The organism is Gordonia sp. G4 (assembly GCF_057770005.1).
The window spans coordinates 390,090-408,631 of the sequence record NZ_CM173442.1 but is presented as its reverse complement, the minus strand read 5'-3'; the positions used below and the strand labels follow the sequence as shown (position 1 = coordinate 408,631).

Annotated in this window: 17 protein-coding genes and 1 riboswitch; of the genes, 10 read left to right on the top strand and 7 right to left on the bottom strand. The window is 68.5% G+C overall.

Annotated elements, in window-relative coordinates; all coding sequences use genetic code 11:
• Nucleotides 1-30 precede the first annotated feature (30 nt).
• From AC3B5T_RS01640 to AC3B5T_RS01615, 6 genes are all read left to right on the top strand, one after another.
• Nucleotides 31-2,100: a 5-oxoprolinase/urea amidolyase family protein gene (locus AC3B5T_RS01640; protein ID WP_488358155.1), complete on the top strand. Its 2,070-nt coding sequence runs from the start codon at nt 31-33 to the stop codon at nt 2,098-2,100.
• Nucleotides 2,097-3,770: an allophanate hydrolase gene (gene atzF, locus AC3B5T_RS01635; protein ID WP_488358154.1), complete on the top strand. Its 1,674-nt coding sequence runs from the start codon at nt 2,097-2,099 to the stop codon at nt 3,768-3,770. Before AC3B5T_RS01640 ends, atzF begins: the two co-directional genes overlap by 4 nt.
• A gap of 178 nt (nt 3,771-3,948) precedes the next feature.
• Nucleotides 3,949-5,586 carry a hypothetical protein gene (locus AC3B5T_RS01630; protein WP_488358152.1) on the top strand — a complete coding sequence of 546 codons (1,638 nt, stop codon included), beginning with the start codon at nt 3,949-3,951 and terminating at the stop codon, nt 5,584-5,586.
• Between the two features lie 270 nt (nt 5,587-5,856).
• Nucleotides 5,857-6,051, top strand: coding sequence for a hypothetical protein (locus AC3B5T_RS01625; RefSeq protein ID WP_014927941.1), 195 nt, complete (start codon nt 5,857-5,859; stop codon nt 6,049-6,051).
• Nucleotides 6,052-6,253: 202 nt separating this feature from the next.
• The gene (locus tag AC3B5T_RS01620; protein ID WP_010840572.1) at nt 6,254-7,141 is read left to right on the top strand and encodes a DUF3558 family protein; all 888 of its coding nucleotides are present in this window, start codon (nt 6,254-6,256) and stop codon (nt 7,139-7,141) included.
• The gene (locus tag AC3B5T_RS01615; RefSeq protein WP_010840571.1) at nt 7,138-7,689 is read left to right on the top strand and encodes a DUF3558 domain-containing protein; all 552 of its coding nucleotides are present in this window, start codon (nt 7,138-7,140) and stop codon (nt 7,687-7,689) included. The genes AC3B5T_RS01620 and AC3B5T_RS01615 overlap by 4 nt, the downstream gene beginning before the upstream one ends.
• 15 nt (nt 7,690-7,704) lie before the next feature.
• Here the strand turns inward: AC3B5T_RS01615 and AC3B5T_RS01610 are convergent, their stop codons facing one another.
• Nucleotides 7,705-8,532: an acyl-[acyl-carrier-protein] thioesterase gene (locus tag AC3B5T_RS01610; RefSeq protein ID WP_014927938.1), complete on the bottom strand. Its 828-nt coding sequence runs from the start codon at nt 8,530-8,532 to the stop codon at nt 7,705-7,707.
• 100 nt (nt 8,533-8,632) lie between these two features.
• Between AC3B5T_RS01610 and AC3B5T_RS01605 the strand changes: the two genes are divergently transcribed.
• From AC3B5T_RS01605 to AC3B5T_RS01590, 4 genes are read left to right on the top strand one after another with little or no spacing between them, the layout of a single operon-like run.
• Nucleotides 8,633-10,309 carry an FAD-dependent oxidoreductase gene (locus AC3B5T_RS01605; RefSeq protein ID WP_014927937.1) on the top strand — a complete coding sequence of 559 codons (1,677 nt, stop codon included), beginning with the start codon at nt 8,633-8,635 and terminating at the stop codon, nt 10,307-10,309.
• 2 nt (nt 10,310-10,311) lie between these two features.
• Nucleotides 10,312-11,586: a glycosyltransferase family 4 protein gene (locus AC3B5T_RS01600; RefSeq protein WP_035716923.1), complete on the top strand. Its 1,275-nt coding sequence runs from the start codon at nt 10,312-10,314 to the stop codon at nt 11,584-11,586.
• Nucleotides 11,573-12,304, top strand: coding sequence for a class I SAM-dependent methyltransferase (locus tag AC3B5T_RS01595; RefSeq protein ID WP_010840567.1), 732 nt, complete (start codon nt 11,573-11,575; stop codon nt 12,302-12,304). Before AC3B5T_RS01600 ends, AC3B5T_RS01595 begins: the two co-directional genes overlap by 14 nt.
• Before the next feature lie 25 nt (nt 12,305-12,329).
• Nucleotides 12,330-13,385 (top strand): prenyltransferase, encoded by a 1,056-nt coding sequence (locus AC3B5T_RS01590; RefSeq protein WP_010840566.1) that lies wholly within the window; start codon nt 12,330-12,332, stop codon nt 13,383-13,385.
• Between the two features lie 19 nt (nt 13,386-13,404).
• Here the strand turns inward: AC3B5T_RS01590 and AC3B5T_RS01585 are convergent, their stop codons facing one another.
• The 6 genes from AC3B5T_RS01585 to AC3B5T_RS01560 all read right to left on the bottom strand — a co-directional run bounded on the left by AC3B5T_RS01585 (nt 13,405) and on the right by AC3B5T_RS01560 (nt 18,424).
• On the bottom strand, nt 13,405-14,226 hold the full coding sequence (locus tag AC3B5T_RS01585) for an ABC transporter ATP-binding protein (protein ID WP_035716922.1): 822 nt from the start codon (nt 14,224-14,226) through the stop codon (nt 13,405-13,407).
• On the bottom strand, nt 14,223-15,002 hold the full coding sequence (locus AC3B5T_RS01580; RefSeq protein WP_010840564.1) for an ABC transporter permease: 780 nt from the start codon (nt 15,000-15,002) through the stop codon (nt 14,223-14,225). The genes AC3B5T_RS01585 and AC3B5T_RS01580 overlap by 4 nt, the downstream gene beginning before the upstream one ends.
• A gap of 5 nt (nt 15,003-15,007) precedes the next feature.
• Complete coding sequence (locus AC3B5T_RS01575) at nt 15,008-16,036, bottom strand: ABC transporter substrate-binding protein (protein WP_010840563.1); 1,029 nt, start codon at nt 16,034-16,036, stop codon at nt 15,008-15,010.
• Nucleotides 16,021-16,731: a TenA family protein gene (locus tag AC3B5T_RS01570; RefSeq protein WP_035716882.1), complete on the bottom strand. Its 711-nt coding sequence runs from the start codon at nt 16,729-16,731 to the stop codon at nt 16,021-16,023. Before AC3B5T_RS01570 ends, AC3B5T_RS01575 begins: the two co-directional genes overlap by 16 nt.
• A riboswitch (TPP riboswitch) is annotated at nt 16,719-16,814 on the bottom strand. Its footprint overlaps the gene before it by 13 nt.
• A gap of 30 nt (nt 16,815-16,844) precedes the next feature.
• A complete protein-coding gene (locus tag AC3B5T_RS01565; RefSeq protein WP_010840561.1) occupies nt 16,845-17,702 on the bottom strand; it encodes an LLM class F420-dependent oxidoreductase in 858 nt (285 codons plus the stop codon).
• A gap of 80 nt (nt 17,703-17,782) precedes the next feature.
• Nucleotides 17,783-18,424: a TetR/AcrR family transcriptional regulator gene (locus tag AC3B5T_RS01560; protein WP_010840560.1), complete on the bottom strand. Its 642-nt coding sequence runs from the start codon at nt 18,422-18,424 to the stop codon at nt 17,783-17,785.
• Nucleotides 18,425-18,542: the final 118 nt, after the last annotated feature.

Sequence of the window (18,542 nt, the reverse complement as noted above, 5' to 3'; positions counted from 1 at the left end):
CCGACCGAGTCCGACGAGGAATCCACCATCATGACTGCCACCACCCCGGGTGCCGTGACCGTAATCCGGTCCGGTCCGCTCACCACGATCCAGGACTGGCCCGGCCGGGTCGGGTACTGGAAGGTCGGCGTGCCGCCGTCCGGCCCGATGGACGACCTGTCCTTCCGGCTCGCCAACCTCGCCGTCGGCAACCCGGAGACCGCCGCCGGCCTGGAGATCACGCTCATGGGACCCGCACTGCGGTTCGACCGGCCCGCGGTCGTCGCCGTCACCGGCGCGCCGGTGCCCGTGACCGTGAACGGAGCGGCTGTGCCGCAATGGGTCCCGCTCACTGTCGCCGAGGGTGACGTCCTCGACATCGGTTCGACCGGTGTCCTGGGCATGCGGGCCTACGTCGCGGTCGCCGGCGGGCTCGACGCCGCCGATCATCTCGGCAGCCGGTCGACCTTCACCATGGGCCGGTTCGGCGGACTCGACGGCCGGGCGCTCGTCGCCGGCGACCGCCTCGAACTACTCGGCGCGCCGGCCGGGGCGCCGCGTCGGATTCTCGGAGACGAGCAGCCGGCCTTCACCAACACGTGGCAGCTGGCCGTGACCGTGGGGCCCCACGGAGCGCCGGAGTTCTTCACCGACGAGGACATCGCCGACCTGTTCGCGACCGACTACGAGGTGCACTTCAACTCCGACCGGACCGGAATCCGATTGATCGGCCCCAAACCGCGATGGGCACGCGACGACGGCGGTGAGGCCGGACTGCACCCGTCGAACATCCACGACACCGCCTACTCCGTCGGCGCTCTCGACTTCACCGGGGACACGCCCATTCTCCTCGGTCCGGACGGCCCGAGTCTCGGTGGATTCGTCTGTCCGGTGACCGTGACGACCGCGCAACGGTGGAAGCTCGGCCAGCTGAAGCCGGGCGACACGATCAGGTTCGTCGCGGTACGCGGCGACCGGGCCGCCTCACCCTCCGAGCTCGGTCTGGGCCGGCGGGCCAGCTTCGTCGACGTCTGGTCGTCGGGTGGCGATCCCGACAACGGAATCCTCGGGACCACGACGACCGCGGACGGATCGACCTCGGTGACCTACCGCCGTTCCGGTGACGACAACATCCTCGTCGAATACGGCGAGATGCATCTCGACCTCGCCCTGCGTGCCCGGGTGCACGCGCTGGGCGAGCGGATCGCCGCGGAGAAGCCGCGCGGACTCATCGACCTCACCCCGGGCATACGTTCGCTGCAGGTGAAGGCGGATCCCGACGTGTGGTCGCAGGCGCAGATGCTGGAGTGGCTGACCGAATGCGAGAGCCAGCTGCCGGCCGCCGAGGACCTCGTGGTGCCGAGTCGTACTGTGCACCTGCCGTTGTCGTGGGACGATCCCGCCACCCGGGAGGCGATCGAACGCTACATGCTGGGCGTGCGATCCGATGCGCCGTGGTGCCCGTGGAACATCGAGTTCATCCGGCGGATGAACGGCCTGGACTCCGTCGACGACGTGTACCGTACCGTCTTCGACGCGAGCTACCTCGTGCTCGGCCTCGGGGACGTCTATCTCGGTGCGCCGGTTGCGGTCCCGCTCGACCCGCGGCATCGCCTCGTCACCACCAAGTACAACCCCGCCCGCACCTGGACGCCGGAGAACGCGGTGGGGATCGGCGGCGCCTACCTCTGCATCTACGGCATGGAGGGGCCGGGCGGTTACCAGTTCGTCGGCCGCACCACGCAGGTGTGGAACCACCGGCATCCGCTGCCGGCACCGGCGTTCGACCCCGAGCATCCGTGGCTGCTGCGGTTCTTCGACCGGATCCATTGGTACCCGGTGAGTTCGGAGGAACTCCTCGACATGCGGGCCGACGTCGCCGCCGGGCGTGGTGAAAGCACGAAGATCGTCGACGGTGAATTCTCGCTGGCCGCGCACCAGCGATTCCTCGACGAGCATGCCGCCGACATCGCGACCCGGCGGGAGAAGATGGAGACCGCCCGGGCCGAAGAGCGCGAACGGTGGTCGGTGCAAGGCGAATTCGCGGCGAAAGCCGCCGGGGCAGAGCTCGCCGGCACCGGGGCAGCGGGGATCAGAGAGGACGAGGAGCAGGTGGCATGAGCAGGATCGACGAGCTGTATGCGCGGATCGCCGAGGCAGACCGTCCGGAGGTGTTCATCACCCTGCGACCCGCCGGTGAGGTCGCAGCCGAGTACGAGCGGTCGGTCGCCGCGGGCGGCCCCTTGGCCGGCGTGCTTCTCGCCGTGAAGGACAACGTCGACGTCGGCGGTCTGCCGACCACCGCGGGATGTCCCGGTTTCGCCTTCACCCCCGAGTCCGATGCGCCCGCGGTCGCCGCATTGCGCGCGGCCGGCGCGGTGGTGGTGGGCAAGACCAACCTCGACCAGTTCGCAACCGGTCTGGTGGGTACTCGCAGTCCGTATGGCGCGGTGCGGGATTCGCGACGTCCCGACCGCATCTCGGGCGGGTCGAGTTCCGGGTCGGCGGTGGCGGTCGCCCTCGGATTCGCCGACATCGCGATCGGAACCGACACCGCCGGATCGGGTCGGGTGCCGGCCGGCCTGCAGGGCATCGTCGGCATCAAGCCGACCGTCGGTGTGGTCTCGACCGCTGGAGTGGTGCCCGCCTGCGCGAGCTATGACGTCGTCACCGTCTTCGCCGCCGACCTCGCGCTCGCCGACCGTGCGATGGCGGCCATGGCCGGGGCGCAGGGCCCGCGGCCCTTCCCGACGTCGATCCCGTACGCCGCGCCCGAGCGCCCGGTCGTCGCGGTGCCCACCGAGCTGCCCGGGCTCGACGACCGGTGGCGGGCCGCGTTCGACGAGGCGGTGCTGCGTGCCGAGGCGGCGGGGCTCATGGTCAAGACCATCGACCTGTCGCCGTTCCTCGAGGCCGCCCGGCTCCTGTACGACGACGCGCTCGTGGCCGAGCGATTCGACGCGGTGGGGGACTTTCTCGGCTCCGTCGCCGATCCCGATGACGCCGGCATCGACCCGACCGTGTCGACGATCATCGGTGCCGCGGCCAGGTTTTCGGCCGTCGACCTGTTGCGGGCTCGCCGTCGGCTCGCAGACCTGCGGTCCGAGGCGATGGAGCAGTGGGGCGACGCCACGGTTCTGATGGTGCCGACCGCGCCGGCGCACCCGACCCTCGCCGAGGTGGCCGCCGACCCGGTGGGCGTCAACTCGCGGATGGGCACCTACACCAACTTCTGCAACCTCTTCGACCTGTGTGGCCTCGCGGTACCGGCCGGGACAGTCGTCGGCGAGGACGGCAGCACAGCACAATTCGGCATCACACTGCTGGGCCGCGCGCATGCCGACGCCGTCGTCGTCGATGTGGCCCGCCGGTTTCTCGGCGACGACACGGTGGCGCCGTCCTGGGCGGAGCGCGGCGACGCGATCGAGCTCGCGGTCTTCGGCGCACACATGCGGGGCGGACCGCTGACCCACGAGCTCGGCGAACGCGGCGCCCGATGGGCGGGAGAGGTGACCACGACCCCGTCGTACCGCCTGGTCGCGCTGGACACGACCCCGCCGAAGCCGGGGCTGATCCGAGATCCGGTTGCCGGCCGCGCGATCCGGGGCGAGGTGTGGACGGTGCCTTCCGCAGCGCTCGGGGATTTCCTGGCCGCCCTCCCCGAACCGATGATGCTGGGCAAGGTCGAGATCGCCGTCGGCGAGACCGGACCTGCCCGCTGGATCGTCGGCTTCGGATGCGCCGCCGACGCCGGCGCCTCCGGGCAGAGTCTCGACCGCGATCGCTGGTAGCCCGGTCACCGGGTTCGTCTGCGCCGGAACCCGTGCGCCGGAACCCGTCTCACGCCCAGTCTGGGACGTCTGTCCAGAACGGCCGCCTCGTGCCATTTCCACCGATCTGACCTCTGGTCGCCGACCGTGATGATTCACTTACTCAGCTCGGGCGGTCGGGGAGAGAGAGTTGGGACGGATGACCAGGGTGGGGCGCAACGGGATTCGACGATCGGACAAGGTCGCACGACGCGAGAACCGGACGCAGCGGCGGCAACACCGCGCGATCGCGGGGGCGGCGGCGCTGGCGACCGTCGCCGCGATCGGCGCGGGGCAGCTGGCGGAACCGGCGGTGGCCGACGCGGCGCTGGTCCCGGCGATCCCGTCCGAGATCGACGACCTGCGGAACTGGTCGAACGGTTTCGACAGTGGCAATCCGCTGGGAGGTCTGGTGACCACGATCGGAAACGGCGCCCTCGCCGACATCGCGGAGCAGTGGCGGATCCAGAGCTGCATGTCCGGCGCCGTCCGGGACGGGGCCGACTGCTCTGCGTCGAGCACGGAGTACGGCGGCATCGGACTCGCCGTCGTCCTGCCCGACCGCATCGAGGTCGTACCCGTCGCCGTCTACGATCCGGTCAAGCAGGTGTTCGACGGGTTGTCCGGGTCGGTCCTCGGGGACATCATCCGCCGGCTCGGCATCGATCTGCCGCCGACGATGATCGACGGCCCCGCAACCGAGGGTTCGGCGACGGTCGCCGGGAACGGCTTCCAGTTCGCGCTGGCCTACCGCGGCGGCGACGCGAGCGCGACGTCCTACCTCCCGTTGAGCATCGCGACCGCGGGTGCGAGCGACGGACGGACGGCGAGGTCGTTCGCGCTGATCGGGATGGCCCATGCATGGAACACCGGTCCGCTCGATGTCACTGTCCTCGGCGAGAAGATCGGAACAATCCCCGGTGTCACGGGCGTCGGCTGCTACGGCGGACTCACCGGCGCCTACGCAGAGGGCGTCGGGGCCTGTGCGAATGTGCTGGGCACTTTCGACTTCCGCTGGCAGCAAACAGATGGCGAACTGCAGTTCGCGCTCACCGATCCGACGGCACTGATCGCCGATCCGGGCGGGGTTCTCGGCGGCCTCGGCGCGGAGGTCCTCGAGGGTCTGCTCGCCGGCATCCTGAGCGGCTCCGGCATCGACTTCGACAGCGACTGGATGTCCCTCTCCAAGGACTTCGCCCGCCTGAGCATCGGCGGCGACCACGATCTGTTCAGCGGCAACTTCCTCCGGCTGACGAGCGATTGCGGATTCACCGGTCCGATCACGGTCGACTGGCTGGGTTCGACGGTCACCTTCCGGCCGCTGGTCGAGGTCAACGGCGAGCTCCGGCCGAATCGCCTCGGGTTGCCGGTCATCGAGTTGGGTCAGCTCGACACCGGCGAGTTCATCCCGGCCATCCGCATCCCGGCGTACGAGTTCCCGTTCGGTCTGCCCGCGACCGATCCGATCGACACCGGTGCGTCGAACACGCTGGTGCCCGCGAGCCGTTCGGCGGAAGAGGCGCCTGTCGAACGGGTCAGCATCGCGTCGCACGACACGCCCGAGGCGGCGGCCGGCCCGGAGGCCGTCGACGCGGAGAGCTACGTCGGCAAGCACCGCGCGGCAGACGAGGACAGCTACGTGGGCAGGCACCGGACGCCGCAACCCTCCGACGACAGCGGCGCGGGGGAGTCGCACGCTCCGGAATCCGACAGCCCGGACGATGACACCACGGACGACGACAGCACGGAGGCGGGCGACGTCGACGCGGGCAGCGCCGACGAGTCCTCTGCTCCCTAATCCGAAAGAACGACCTGCGTCCTGCTCCCTGAGGAGCGCCCGGAGCTTGCGGAGGGCGCGTCACGAAGGGTCTTCGCAACCCGACTCGCCAAGACCCTTCGTGACGCTCGCAAGCTTGCTCCTCAGGGAGCGGGGCGTGACGCTCGCAAGCTCGCTCCTGCAGGGAGCAGGGCGTGACGCTCGGCCCCGCCCTCGGACGGGACTACGCTGGGCACACGACCCCGGGCCGGTTGTGCAGGGCGGGCGGGGCGACCGACCAGGGAGGGCCTCATGGCGATCGATCGGGACAAGAGCAGAGCGGTGTCGGAGGTCGTGCGCGAGCACCCGGTGATGAGCCTGGTCGCGGTGTCCCCGGGCATCGCCGTGTTCGCGGCGTTGCTGCTGCTCGACCAGACCTTTCTGGCCATCCTGTTCCTCATCCTCGCCGTCGGCGGGGGTGCATACCTGCTGACCCGCAAGCGCTGACGGTGTCGCCCGTTCGGAGCCCGCGTCGAGGTATTCGTCGCGGCTACAGTGGTGCGCAATGAGTCCCGCCGGCGCAGAGAAGCGCGGTGAACGGGTCGAGGAGAGCGGTGAAGGGAGTCGGCGTCGTGGTCGCTGAACCGGGTCGAGACGCTCCGGCCGGACGTGTTCTCGCGTTCGGGACGAATCGGCTGGGCGGCTGATCGTGTCCACCCGCGTCGACGCCTACATCTGGGCCATCCGACTGACCAAGACGAGGTCGGCTGCGGGCGCCGCCTGCCGTGGCGGGCACGTCCGGGTCAACGGGGTCACCGCCAAACCCGCGCAGCCGGTGGTGCCGGGCGACGAGATCCGGGTGCGGCTCGCCGGGCACGAGCGCATCGTCGAGGTCACCCGGACGATCAGCAAACGGGTGTCCGCGCCGATGGCTGCGGAGTGCTTCATCGACCGGTCTCCGCCACCCCCGCCCAGAGAGATCCTGGCCAGTCAGCCGCGTCGCGACCGGGGTGCCGGCCGGCCGACGAAACGTGAACGGCGCCAGCTGGACCGGCTGCGCGACAGCACCTTCCTCGTCGCGGCGCTGGCCGCGGTCGCGCTTGTCGTCGGCGCATGTTCCGGCGACGAGCCGACGGCCGACCCGAACAAGCCGAACACGCCCGAGGCGCCCGCGCAGGCAGGTTCCGGACCGTTCTTCGGCGAATGCGGCGGGGTGTCCCTCGACGAGGTCGTCCGCATCACCGGTTTCGGTGGGCTCACCGAAACCGTGAACAACACCTCGGTGTGCGAATGGGACACGACCGGTTCCAGGACCGGTGCCGTCGCCTCGTTCAACTGGTATCGCGGGTCGCCGATCGGTCGCGAGGAAGCGAACGTGAAGCTCTCCCGCGACGTGACCGACAAACTCGAGATCGACGGTCACGAGGGGTTCATCGGCTACACGCAGTCAGGTCAGATCTGTGAGGTCGGCATCGGTTTCGGTGCGGACTTCTTCGAGTGGTCGATCCGGGGCGACGCCGCGACACCGCGACCGATCGAAGAGATCTGCGATGCCGCGCGTGAACTGGCGACCCTGTCGATCGAGCGTGCGTCATGAAGCGGCTCGCCGTCCTGATCGCGGCCGTGCTGGTGGGCCTGTCCGTCCTCGCCGGGTGCGCACGGACCGTCGACGGTGAGCCGGTGCCCGTGGGTGCCGCGGACCAGTCCGGCAGCAGCGACATCGACACCGACCAGTTCGACCGCCTGCTGCTCGAATGCGACGTGTTGCCCGACGCCATGATCGCCGACGTCGTCGCCGGCGGCGGATTCGCCGAGCGCTCCTTCAGCGGCGCCATCTGCCGCTGGCTGGTCTCCGGTACCACCGACGTGGTCAGCGTGACGTTCAACTGGTTCGAGTGGGGCAACGTCAACGTCGAGAAGGAGACGGCGAAAAAGCTGGGCTTCGAGACCGAGAACATCAAGGTCGCCAGTCAGTCGGCATTCACCCAGCGCAGCCCCGATCGTCCCGGGGTCTGCGGGGTGACGGCCAGGGCGCCGAGCCGCGGCATCTTCACCTGGTTCGTCGAGCCCCGCGGTGCGCCCCAGGGCGACCCGTGCGAGGCGCCGATCAAACTGATGGAGCTACTGCTCCAGGGCGGTCAGTGAGCCTGTCGAAACCCATCACTCCGGGATCGGCCCGACGACGACGCTGGCCGCGACCACGAGTTCGTCGCCGGTACCCGGGATCATCAGCCACACGGTCAGCCGGTCGCCCTCGCGCACCCGCCGCAGGATGAGCCGGGTGCCGGGCACGATGGGCCGCAGGTACTCGATCACCACGCGGTGCGGACCGTCGACCAGGTCGGGATGTTCGACGAGTTCGTCTTCGATCGCCTCGAGGTAGGCGGCGTTGTTCAGGTGTTTGAACGGGTCGAAGTCGGTGATCCGCAGAACGTGTTCGCGGTCGGGGAAGTCGATCTCGGCGGGGTCGGGGGCCTTCTCCGGGTTCATCGACCGCCAGCGCAGGCGGTGCTCGTCGGTCATCGAGGACAGCATCGAGAACGCCTCGTCGGACAGCCGCGACGGCATGCCCTTCTCGTTGACGTTGATCCAGAACGCCTCGGTCTCGATCAGCCCCGGAGGGCGAGGCCGCGGGTTGAACCGGTTCGTCTCGTGGTCGGCGGTGAGGCGCACGCGCATGTTGGTCCAGCGGGTCGACAGTGCGCCGCACCAGCGCTGCGCGGTGACCGCGGCCGGCCATGTCAGGGGCTCGATGACGTCGATGATGGTGCGCCGGACGATCCAGAACGGATCGGTGTCACCGAACGATGTGGCCTCGATGTTGTCGTTGGCCACGTCCTGGAGGTATCGCGCAACGGCGTCGAGCCGCACCCGCATGTCCTGGTCGACGTCGCCGGTGCGGACCCGATATCCCACCTCGTAGAACTGGGATCCAGGCTTGCGGTCCGGAAGTGATGCACCGGACACTGCTGGCGTAACCTGGCTCACTCGAGTCCCTTCGGTAGGTCGCCGGTATCTTTGCAGCTAAGATACATTCAATCGAAAAAATAGAACACGTTCTACGTGTCGGATCACGAGGAAACAGCAGATGGCGCATGTGATTACCCGCCCATGTTGCAACGATGCCAGTTGCGTGAGCGTGTGTCCGGTGAACTGCATCCACCCCACGCCCGACGAGCCGGAGTTCCTGACGGCGGAGGCCCTCTACATCGATCCGGAGACGTGTATCGACTGCGGTGCCTGCATCGACGAGTGCCCGGTGGAGGCGATCATCCCCGACGATCAGCTGGAGGCGCGCGACGAGCCGTACCTGCAGATCAACGCGGACTACTACAAGGACCACGACGTCGAGGGCGGGCTCGTCCCGCCGCGCAAGGCGCCGCCTCTGCCCGACAAGGAACTGCACGTGGCCATCGTCGGTGCCGGGCCCGCCGCGTTCTACGCCGCCGAGGAACTCGTCCGCAAGCCGAGCATCAAGGTCGACATGTTCGATCGCCTGCCGACGCCCTACGGACTCGTACGCGCCGGGGTGGCACCCGACCACAGCGCCACCAAGGGCGTGGAGAAGACCTTCGCCTCGGTCGCGGCCAAGAAGAACTTCTCGTACTACCTCAATGTCGAGGTGGGCAAGCACATCAGCCACGACGAACTCGTGGCGCGCTACCACGCGGTGATCTACGCGGTGGGTGCCTCGACCGACAAGCGGCTGGGCATCGACGGCGAGGACCTGTCCAACTCGGTTGCCGCGACGCAGTTCGTCGCCTGGTACAACGGCCATCCCGACTTCGCCGAACTCGACGTCGACCTGTCCGGTGAGCGGGCGGTCGTGGTCGGCAACGGCAACGTCGCGCTCGACGTCGCACGCATCCTGGTCACCGATCCCGACGAGCTCGCCAAGACCGACATCGCCGATCACGCACTCGCGAAACTGCGGGAGTCGAAGGTCTCCGAGGTCGTGCTGCTCGGTCGCCGCGGTGTCGCGCAGGCCGCCTACACCAACAGCGAATTCCTGGCACTCGGTGAGGTCGAGGGCGTGGACGTGGTCATCGATCCCGACGAGCTCGTCCTCGACCCGGCCACCGAGGCGGCGCTGTCCGACGACACGCTCGACTCGACGATCGCCACCAAGATCCGGCTCGCCCGCGAGTTCGCCGAGCGGCCGCAGACCGAGGGGAACAAGCGCATCGTGTTCCGGTTCCTCGCGTCTCCCGTCGAAATTGCCGGTGACGGGGAAGTGGCTAGTCTTACCTGCGTGCGCAATGCCTACGCCGACGCGACCGGGAAAGTCGCGGTGACACCCACCGACGAGCGTTTCGACCTCGAGACCGGCCTGGTCCTCCGGGCCATCGGATACCGCGGTGTGCCCGTCACCGACCTGCCCTTCGACGAGGGACACGGCGTGGTCCCGAACAGCGAAGGGCGCGTCCAGACCGCGGCAGGCGGTGAGGTGATGCCGGGCCTTTATGTGACGGGATGGATCAAACGAGGGGCGACGGGGGGTATCGGCATGAACCGCATCTGCGGCCAGGAGACCGCGCAGGCGGTCATCGCCGACTTCGTCGCCGCGGCCTTCGACGATCCGTCGACCTCTCGGGACGATGTCGACGCCCTCGTGGCCGATCGTGGCGCCAACCGCATCGATCTCACCGGGTGGAAGGCGATCGACGCGGCCGAGAAGTCCGCAGGCAAGGCCGCCGGCCGGGTGCGCGCGAAGTTCGTCAGTGTCTCCGAGTTCGAGGCGGCCGCCACCGCCGGGGCGCGGTGACCGTGCGCATCGCACTGCTGTCCTACCGCAGCAAGCCGCACTGTGGCGGACAGGGCGTCTACGTCCGCCATCTCTCCCGCGAACTCGCCCTCCTGGGCCACAGCGTCGAGATCTTCTCGGGTCAGCCCTATCCGGAACTGGATCAGGTGGCCATCGATGCCGGCGTCACCGTCACCAAGGTGCCGAGCCTGGGACTCTACGACGAGCCGGACCCGTTCCGCACGCCCCGGCCGTCGGAGTACCGCGACTGGATCGACGTCCTCGAGGTCGGTTCGATGTGGACGGCGAGCTTCGGCGAGCCGCTCACCTTCAGCCTCCGGGTGGCCCGTCTCCTCAAGGAGCGTCGCGACGACTTCGACATCGTCCACGACAACCAGTGTCTCGGTTACGGATTGCTCGACATCCAGAAGGCGGGTTTCCCGCTGATCGCGACGATCCATCACCCGATCACGCGCGACCGCACGCTGGCGGTGAAGGCGGCCAAGGGATGGCGCAAGATCAGCGCATGGCGGTGGCATTCGTTCCTGCGCATGCAGGGTCGCGTGTCCCGCCGGATCCCTGAGCTGCTCACCGTTTCCCGGAGCAGTGAGGTCGACATCCGCAAGGCATTCGACATCCCGTCGGGCCGTATCACGACGATCCCGCTGGGAGTCGACACCGAGATCTTCACGCCGGCTGCCACGCGGGTGCCGGGTCGCATCGTGTGTGTCGCCAGTGCCGACGCTCCGTTGAAGGGGGTGTCCTACCTCCTCGAGGCGGTCGCCAAGCTGTCGTCCGAGCGCGACGTCGAACTGGTACTGGTGTCCAAGTTGGACCCGAACGGTCCGTCCGCCGAGATGATCGAGGACCTGGCGATCTCCGATCGGGTCACGGTGGTGTCCGGACTCGAGGACACCGAGCTCGCCGGTCTGCTCGCTTCTGCCGAGGTCGCGTGCGTGCCCTCGCTCTACGAGGGCTTCTCGCTGCCCGCGGTGGAGGCGATGAGCTGTGGCACGCCGCTCGTCGCCACCCGGGCCGGCGCGATCCCGGAGGTCGTCGGAACCGCCGAGGAGGCCGCATTGCTGGTGCCGCCGAGGGATTCCGGACGTCTGGCCCAGGCCATCGGCCGGCTCCTCGACGACGCGGACCTGCGGAAGCGACTCGGTGACGGCGGTCGTCGCCGCGCCGAGGAGAACTACAGCTGGGCAGCGGTGGCCGCGAAGACGGCGGCGCACTACGAAACCGTGCTCGCCGGACACCGGCGGGCAACAGAAGGGACAGTGAGTGCTCACAGTTGATTTCGACCGGCTGGGCGTTGGACCGGGGACCAAGGCGATCGACATCGGGGCGGGGCAGGGTAGGCACTCGTTCGAGATGTTCCGTCGCGGCGCTGAGGTCATCGCATTCGACATGTCCGAGAGCGACATGTCCGACGTCGGTGAGATGTTCGACGCGATGATGGCCGAAGGGCATGTGCCCGCGTCGGCCAAGGCTCGCGCCGAGGTCGGGGATGCGCTTCGTCTCCCGTACTCGGACAACAGTTTCGACGTCGTGCTGATGAGTGAGATCCTCGAGCACATCCCGAGCGACGAAGGCGCGATCACCGAGATGGTGCGCGTGCTGAAGCCGGGTGGCGTCGCGGCGGTCACCGTGCCCCGGTACTGGCCGGAGAAGGTGTGCTGGGCCCTGTCCGACGAGTACCACGAGGTCGAGGGTGGGCACGTTCGCATCTACAAGGCCTCCGAGCTCGCGGACAAGTTGCGCCGCGCCGGACTGGAGGTCACCGGCACCGACCACGCCCACGCCCTGCATGCCCCGTACTGGTGGCTGAAATGCGCGGTGGGAGTCGAGAACAACGACAACGTCCTGGTGAAGGGTTATCACCAGCTGCTCGTCTGGGACATGATGAGCAAGCCGTGGCTGACCCGCGTCGGGGAGCAGGTGCTCAACCCGCTCATCGGCAAGTCGGTGGCCCTCTACCTGCGTAAGCCCGAGACCGCCACCGCGTCTTCATGACCGGGCCCTCCAGGACGGGAGCTCCATGACGGCCGCTCCGGCGGTCCCCGGTGTGGTCACGGCCGACGAGATGCACGCCACGGGTGCCGCGATCGTCGGCATGCAGGAAGAGTCCGGGGCACTGCCCTGGTTCCCGGGCGGTCAGACCGACCCGTGGGACCACATCGAATCCGCGATGGCGTTGTCGGTGACCGGGTTTCACGCCGAGGCCGAGGCTGCGTACGAGTGGTCGCGCCGCAAACAGCGCGATGACGGTTCGTGGCCCATCCGCACCGTCGGTGGCAAGGTGGAGGACGCGGGCACCGACAGCAACTTCTGCGCCTACATCGCGGTCGGGGTGTGGCACCACTACCTGATCACCGGTGACGACGCCTTCCTGCAGAAGATGTGGCCGGTGGTCTGGTCGGCGATCGACTGTGTGCTCCGCTTCCAGCGAGACGACGGTGCGTTCCGCTGGGGCGGCGACCACCGGACCGGGGCGATGTTCGGGGAGGCGCTGATCACGGGCAATGCCAGCATCTTCCAGGCCCTGGACTGCGCCATCCGGATCGCCGGGGAGATGGACCAGCCCGACGACGCCTGGATCGCGGCTCACAGTGTGCTCGGCGACGCCATCCGTACCGACGTCGCGCGCGACGAGTGGCAGATCTTCACCCCGCCGTCCGAACACTCGATGGACTGGTACTACCCGATCCTCGGCGGCGCGGTCCGCGGTCGCGACGGTCAGGAGCTCATCGCTCGCCGGTGGGAGCAGTTCGTCGTGCCGGGCAAGGGGGTTCGATGCGTGGACCACCGTCCGTGGGTCACCGGCGCCGAAACATGTGAACTCGCACTGGCACTCGATGCGCTCGGCGACACCGCCGACGCCGTCGAGCTCATCGCGTCCATCCAGCACCTGCGCGACCCCGATGGATCGTATTGGACCGGACTGGTTTTCGCCGACGGCAAACGCTGGCCGGTGGAGAAGAGCTGCTGGACCTCGGCGGCGGTCGTGCTGGCGGCCGACGCGGTGAGCCGTACGAGTGTGGCCAACGGGATCTTCCGGGATGTGCGGCAGAGGCTCGTGGCACCGACGCCCTGATCGGTCATCGCTCGGACGATCATTCCTCGATCGACCGGCGCGGGTCGGTCTGCTCGGCGAGGGCCCGACGCGCTTCGTCGTGCAGCACTTCACGCAGATCTCCCTCGAGCGCGACGAACTCGGGGGAGGTCTGAACCGCCAGTTCCCGCGGTCGTGGGAGGTCGACGCGTGTTTCCCGGACGACGGTCGCCGGACGGGCGGACAGCACGATCACCCGGTCGGAGAGGTAGACGGCCTCACGGATGTCGTGGGTGATCATCAGCACGGTCCAGCGGTAGCGTTGCCACACCGACTGCAGCCACGACTGCATCTCGGTCCGGGTCAGCGAGTCGAGCGCGCCGAACGGCTCGTCGAGCAGCAGGAGATTGCGATTCTGCACGACCGTGCGGAGCAGTGCCGCCCGCTGCCGCATCCCGCCGGACAGCTGAGACGGACGCGCGTCCTCGAACCCGGACAGTCCGAAGGTGGGGAACAGTTCGGCGGCCCGGCGCCGGGCCTCGGCTGTCGACACACCGTGCACCTGGAGGCCGAGGATCGTGTTGTCGAGGATCGTGCGCCACGGGAACAGCAGGTCTTTCTGCGGCATGTACGCGCAGTGCCCGGCCACTGCGGTGTCGGAGCCGACGGTGACGCTGCCCGAGTCGGGGACGTCGAGCCCGGCGAGCATGCTGAAGATCGTGCTCTTGCCGCATCCACTCGGCCCGATGACGGAGACGAATTCGCCGGGTTCGGCCGTGAACGAGACCGCGTCGAGGACGTGCCGCCGGGGACGACCTCGGCCGGGCTGAGGGAAGGATTTCGTCAGCCGGTCCACGACGAGCCGGCGGGTCTCGTCGGTCATGACGGCGCCTTCTCGGCTCGCGCCCACGGTGCGACGACCCGTTCGACCGCGAAGGTCAGCAGGTAGAGGGACACACTGACGAGTGCCGTCACCAGGACCGCGGCGAGCACGAGGTCGGTGCGGAACGAGTTCTTCTGCAGGCTCATGTAGATGCCGAGCCCTTGCGTGGCGCCGACGTACTCGGCGAACACGGCACCGACCACCGCGTAGGTGATGCCGATCCGCAGCGCGGTGAAGAACCGGGGCAGCGCGGAGGGGAGGCGGACGTAGCGAAAGATCTGGCGGCGAGTGGCACCCATGCTCCGCAGGAGTGCGCCGGCCTCGCGGTCGGCGGCCGCGAATCCCTCGATCAGCCCGATCGCCATCGGAAAGAAGGTGACCAGGGCGATGACCAGGACTTTGGGCAGTACGCCGAATCCGAACCAGATGACCATCAGCGGCGCGATCGCGATGATCGGCAACGTCTGCGACGCGACGAACAGGGGTACGAACGCCCGGCGCAGTACGGGGGAGAAGTCGACGATGATCGCCAGCACCCACGCCAGTACCAGCGACACTCCGAATCCGATCAGTGTGACCTGGAGAGTCGCCGCGGCATGCACCCCGATCTCGCTCCGGTGCGCCCACCCCTGCTCCGCGACACGCGACGGTGACGGCAGGAGCTGGGGCCGGATTCCGCTGAGCTCGACGTAGATCTGCCAGACCGCGACGAGGGCCGCCACCGTCACGATCGCGGGTGCCGCCCGCCGGAGACCGGTGCTAGCGGGCGGGGCCACGGCACTCAGCCCAGGTACTCATTGGTGAAGTAGGTCGACCAGTCCGGTTCGGCCGTGAGCGGAGCGCCGTCCGGACCGGTGAGAAGTCCACTGCGGTAGAGGAATCCGGAGTTGCCGGCCCATTGTTCCAGCGTTTGCGTGCCGACCTTGCCGTCGGCATCCTTCATGTACCGGTCGGCGAGCATCCGCTGGCTCTCGATCACCAGCTGTTCGTCGTTGAACGCGCCGGGGTTGGCCTCGATGAGGTCGCGTGCGGCCGCGTCCGGGTCCTCCGCCGCGGCCTGGTAGCCGCGTTGCAGCGCCCGTACGAACTTCGCCGCACGCTCCGGATTCTCCGCCAGCCAGTCCTCGTTGGCGTCGACGACGATCGCGTAGGCCTCCGGGAATCCGAAGTCGGTGTAGTCGAAGTACTTCATCGGGGTTCCGTGATGCTCGGCCTCGATGCCCTCCCAGGCGAGGTAGGAGACGGTGAAGTCCGCCCGCCCCGAGTAGACGGCCTCGTACGCGGAGGTGCCGAGGGTCACCGACGTGAAATCTCCTGTGCCGCCGTCGTTCCGGATCACCTGCTTGAGGGTCTCTTCCTCGCCGGGGTCGCCGAACCCGGCATATGTCCTGCCGTCGAGGTCCTTCGGGCTCGCGATGTCGTCACGACCGGCCCGAACCCCGATACCCGTCGCCCATCGCTGCAGCGGCGCGAGCACGGAGATCGTGTGCGCGCCCGAGGCCCGGGAGAAGGTGGACGAGTTGTGGGTGCTGATCCCGAACTGGGCGTTCCCCGCGTCCACCACGGTGTCGACGGCGGTGTTGTTGTAGGGCAGTATCTCGACGTCCAGTCCGGACTCGGCGAAGAAGCCGCGCTGTTGCGCCACGAACAGTCCCGTGTGGTTGGTGTTCGGGGTCCAGTCGAGCGCGAATCGGATGGTGTCGTCGGAGGCGGAGTCCGACCCGCACGCGGTGGCTGTCGACAACACCGCGATCGCGACGACGAACCCGGCGAGGATGCGGTGCACGCGGCCGATCATGCGGCGGGCCATGCGTAGGGGTGCAACGCGGTGTCCCAGAACATGAGCTCGTACCGGGTGGCGACGGTGAACGCAGCGGTCATCGCGGCCTGCTCCTCCGCGCCGGCGGACGCCGCCGCCGCATCCACCAATTCCCTTGCCCGAGCGGCGGACTCCTGGAACTCCGGGGCGTCGTAGGTGGTCACCCACTGTGCGTAGGGATGGTTCGGGTCGGCGGCGAGAACCGCGGCGGCGCTCGCGGCAAGTCCTCGGCCGACATCGGCGTAGATCCAGAAGCAGGGCAGTGCGGCGGCCGCGCCGACCGCGTACGACTCGGTCGCGGCGGTGGCGATCAGATAGGACACGTACCCGAGGCAGGCGGTCGACGGCTCGGGTTCACCCTGCCGCGGCGGCAACTGGCCTCCCTCGAGCAGGTCGCCGTGCAGGGTGACCTCGACGGCGGCCGCGGTTGCCGACGAATTCGCCCAGAACGCCGCGGTCTGCGGATCCGGCGACTTCGACGCCAGGATCGCGAGTGCTCTCGAGTACCCGGCCAGGTACAGGGAATCCTGTTCCAGGTAGGTGCGGAACACCTCCAGGGGCAACGTCCCGTCCCCGAGGCGGCGCAGGAACTCGAGATCGTCGATCGCCGCCCTCAGGCCGGAGGTGTGGTCCCACAGCTGATCGGTGAAGCGGCCGGTATCGGACAAAAGCGTACGCAAAGACATGACATCCCTTCGCCAGCATTACCTGGACAGGTTCTCGGGTCTCATCTCAGCCCCGCGGTCGCGGAGCACCCCGTGTCAGAACGGAACCAGGCTAGCAGAAGGGAGCATGGGGCCTAGACGACCGCGGGCTCGATGCCCAGCTTGCCGGCCAGCTTCGCGAGGTATCCGGTCGCGCGCTCGACCGAGTCGTCGGGCAGGCCGTACAGCACTGTCGTGACCCCGATCTCGCGCCACTTCTCGAACTTCTCGGGGACCGGCCGGAAGTCGAGGACGACGATCTCGGGCTCGCCGTCGCGGCCGGCGTCGGACCAGATCTGCTTGAGCAGGGACACCGATCCCTCGATGTCCTCCTCGCCGGGGGTCGTGATCCACCCATCGGCACTGCGCGCGATCCACTTGAAGTTCTTCTCGTTGCCCGCCGCGCCCACCTGCACCGGGATGTGCGACTGGGTCGACTTGGGCCACGCCCAGCTGGGGCCGAAGTTCACGAACTCGCCGGCGAACTCGGCCTCTTCCTGCGTCCAGAGAGCGGTCATCGCCTCGAGGTATTCACGGAGCATGGTCCGCCGCCGCTTCGGCGGCACGTCGTGGTCGGCGAGTTCGTCGAGATTCCAGCCGAATCCGACACCGAGAGTGACTCTTCCGTCGGAGATGTGATCGAGCGTCGCGATGGTCTTGGCGAGAGTGATGGGGTCGGACTGCACCGGCAGCGCCACCGCGGTGGCGAGCCGGATGCGTTCGGTCACGGCTGCGGCGGCGGCGAGTGACGTCCAGGGGTCCAGGGTGCGCATGTAGCGCTCGTCGGGAAGGGTCTCGTCGCCGGTGCGGGGGTGTGCGGCGTCGCGTCGCGTCGGAATGTGTCCGTGTTCGGGGACGTAGTACGACGCGAACCCCGCATCCTCGATGAGCGGAGCCAGGACATGGGGCTTGAGCCCCCGGTCACTGGTGAACTGCACGATCCCGAAATCCATGTGGCCCTCCGACGGCGTCGTTCGGTCGTCCGCACGATCCGGACGGTTGACTGGACACCAGTCTAGGTGATCGGCGTCACTCAGGCCAGGGGTGGCCGGTGGGCGCCGGCCGTTCGATCACGCGGATGTGTGGACAGCGCCGGCATGACGAAGAGGTCCAGGTGACGCCGGATCTGCCCGGCGTCGTCGATGTCGAGTGCCTCTCCGGGCGAGGTGCCGAGGCTGATCAGCACGCGCGCAACCCATTCGGACACCTCGCGCAGATCGTGCGCGGGGTGTATCTCGCCCCGGTCGACGGCCTGCTCGACGAAGGGGAGCCAGAACGCCGCGAGGTCGGGGATCAGTTTGACGACGCCGACGCCCGCGCATTCGGCGAACTCGGTCGGCTCCTCGGTGCGGAGCCTCAACAGCAGCGTGCCCGGGTCGTCGTAGGCGCCTCGACCGATACGCACCCCGGCGGTGAGCTGGCCGGCCAGGTCGCCGATGGCATCGAGCTCGGCACGGGCGTCGCGCCAGAACGATTCGGTCAGGCGGACGATCGTCGCGCCGATCATGGACGGTTTGTCCGGATAGTGCCGATACAGCCACGCGCGGGACACGCCCGCCGACTCCGCGACCTGTTGCATGGTGGTCGCCCGGATGCCCTTGTCCGCGAGCAACTTCTGCGTGGCGTCGAGCAACCGCTCGTGGACCGTCGTGGTCGAGGCTTCGGTCACCGGCATCTCCTGCGTTCGGGGTCGTCGCGCGCCGTGTGTCCGGGTGTCCGCTCGGGGTGGGAAGCAGATACGTCGTAGACAGTTCGCGGATTCTGTGTACACGATACGTCCCATCGTGTAGACA

Coding starts and splice junctions, on each gene's coding strand:
- AC3B5T_RS01640 (WP_488358155.1), top strand. CDS start 31: ATGACTGCCACCACCCCGGGTGCCGTGACCGTAATCCGGTCCGGTCCG.
- AC3B5T_RS01575 (WP_010840563.1), bottom strand. CDS start 16,036: ATGGCCCGCCGCATGATCGGCCGCGTGCACCGCATCCTCGCCGGGTTC.
- AC3B5T_RS01585 (WP_035716922.1), bottom strand. CDS start 14,226: ATGACCGACGAGACCCGCCGGCTCGTCGTGGACCGGCTGACGAAATCC.
- AC3B5T_RS01615 (WP_010840571.1), top strand. CDS start 7,138: ATGAAGCGGCTCGCCGTCCTGATCGCGGCCGTGCTGGTGGGCCTGTCC.
- AC3B5T_RS01625 (WP_014927941.1), top strand. CDS start 5,857: ATGGCGATCGATCGGGACAAGAGCAGAGCGGTGTCGGAGGTCGTGCGC.
- AC3B5T_RS01605 (WP_014927937.1), top strand. CDS start 8,633: ATGGCGCATGTGATTACCCGCCCATGTTGCAACGATGCCAGTTGCGTG.
- atzF (WP_488358154.1), top strand. CDS start 2,097: ATGAGCAGGATCGACGAGCTGTATGCGCGGATCGCCGAGGCAGACCGT.
- AC3B5T_RS01630 (WP_488358152.1), top strand. CDS start 3,949: ATGACCAGGGTGGGGCGCAACGGGATTCGACGATCGGACAAGGTCGCA.
- AC3B5T_RS01560 (WP_010840560.1), bottom strand. CDS start 18,424: ATGCCGGTGACCGAAGCCTCGACCACGACGGTCCACGAGCGGTTGCTC.
- AC3B5T_RS01590 (WP_010840566.1), top strand. CDS start 12,330: ATGACGGCCGCTCCGGCGGTCCCCGGTGTGGTCACGGCCGACGAGATG.
- AC3B5T_RS01570 (WP_035716882.1), bottom strand. CDS start 16,731: ATGTCTTTGCGTACGCTTTTGTCCGATACCGGCCGCTTCACCGATCAG.
- AC3B5T_RS01565 (WP_010840561.1), bottom strand. CDS start 17,702: ATGGATTTCGGGATCGTGCAGTTCACCAGTGACCGGGGGCTCAAGCCC.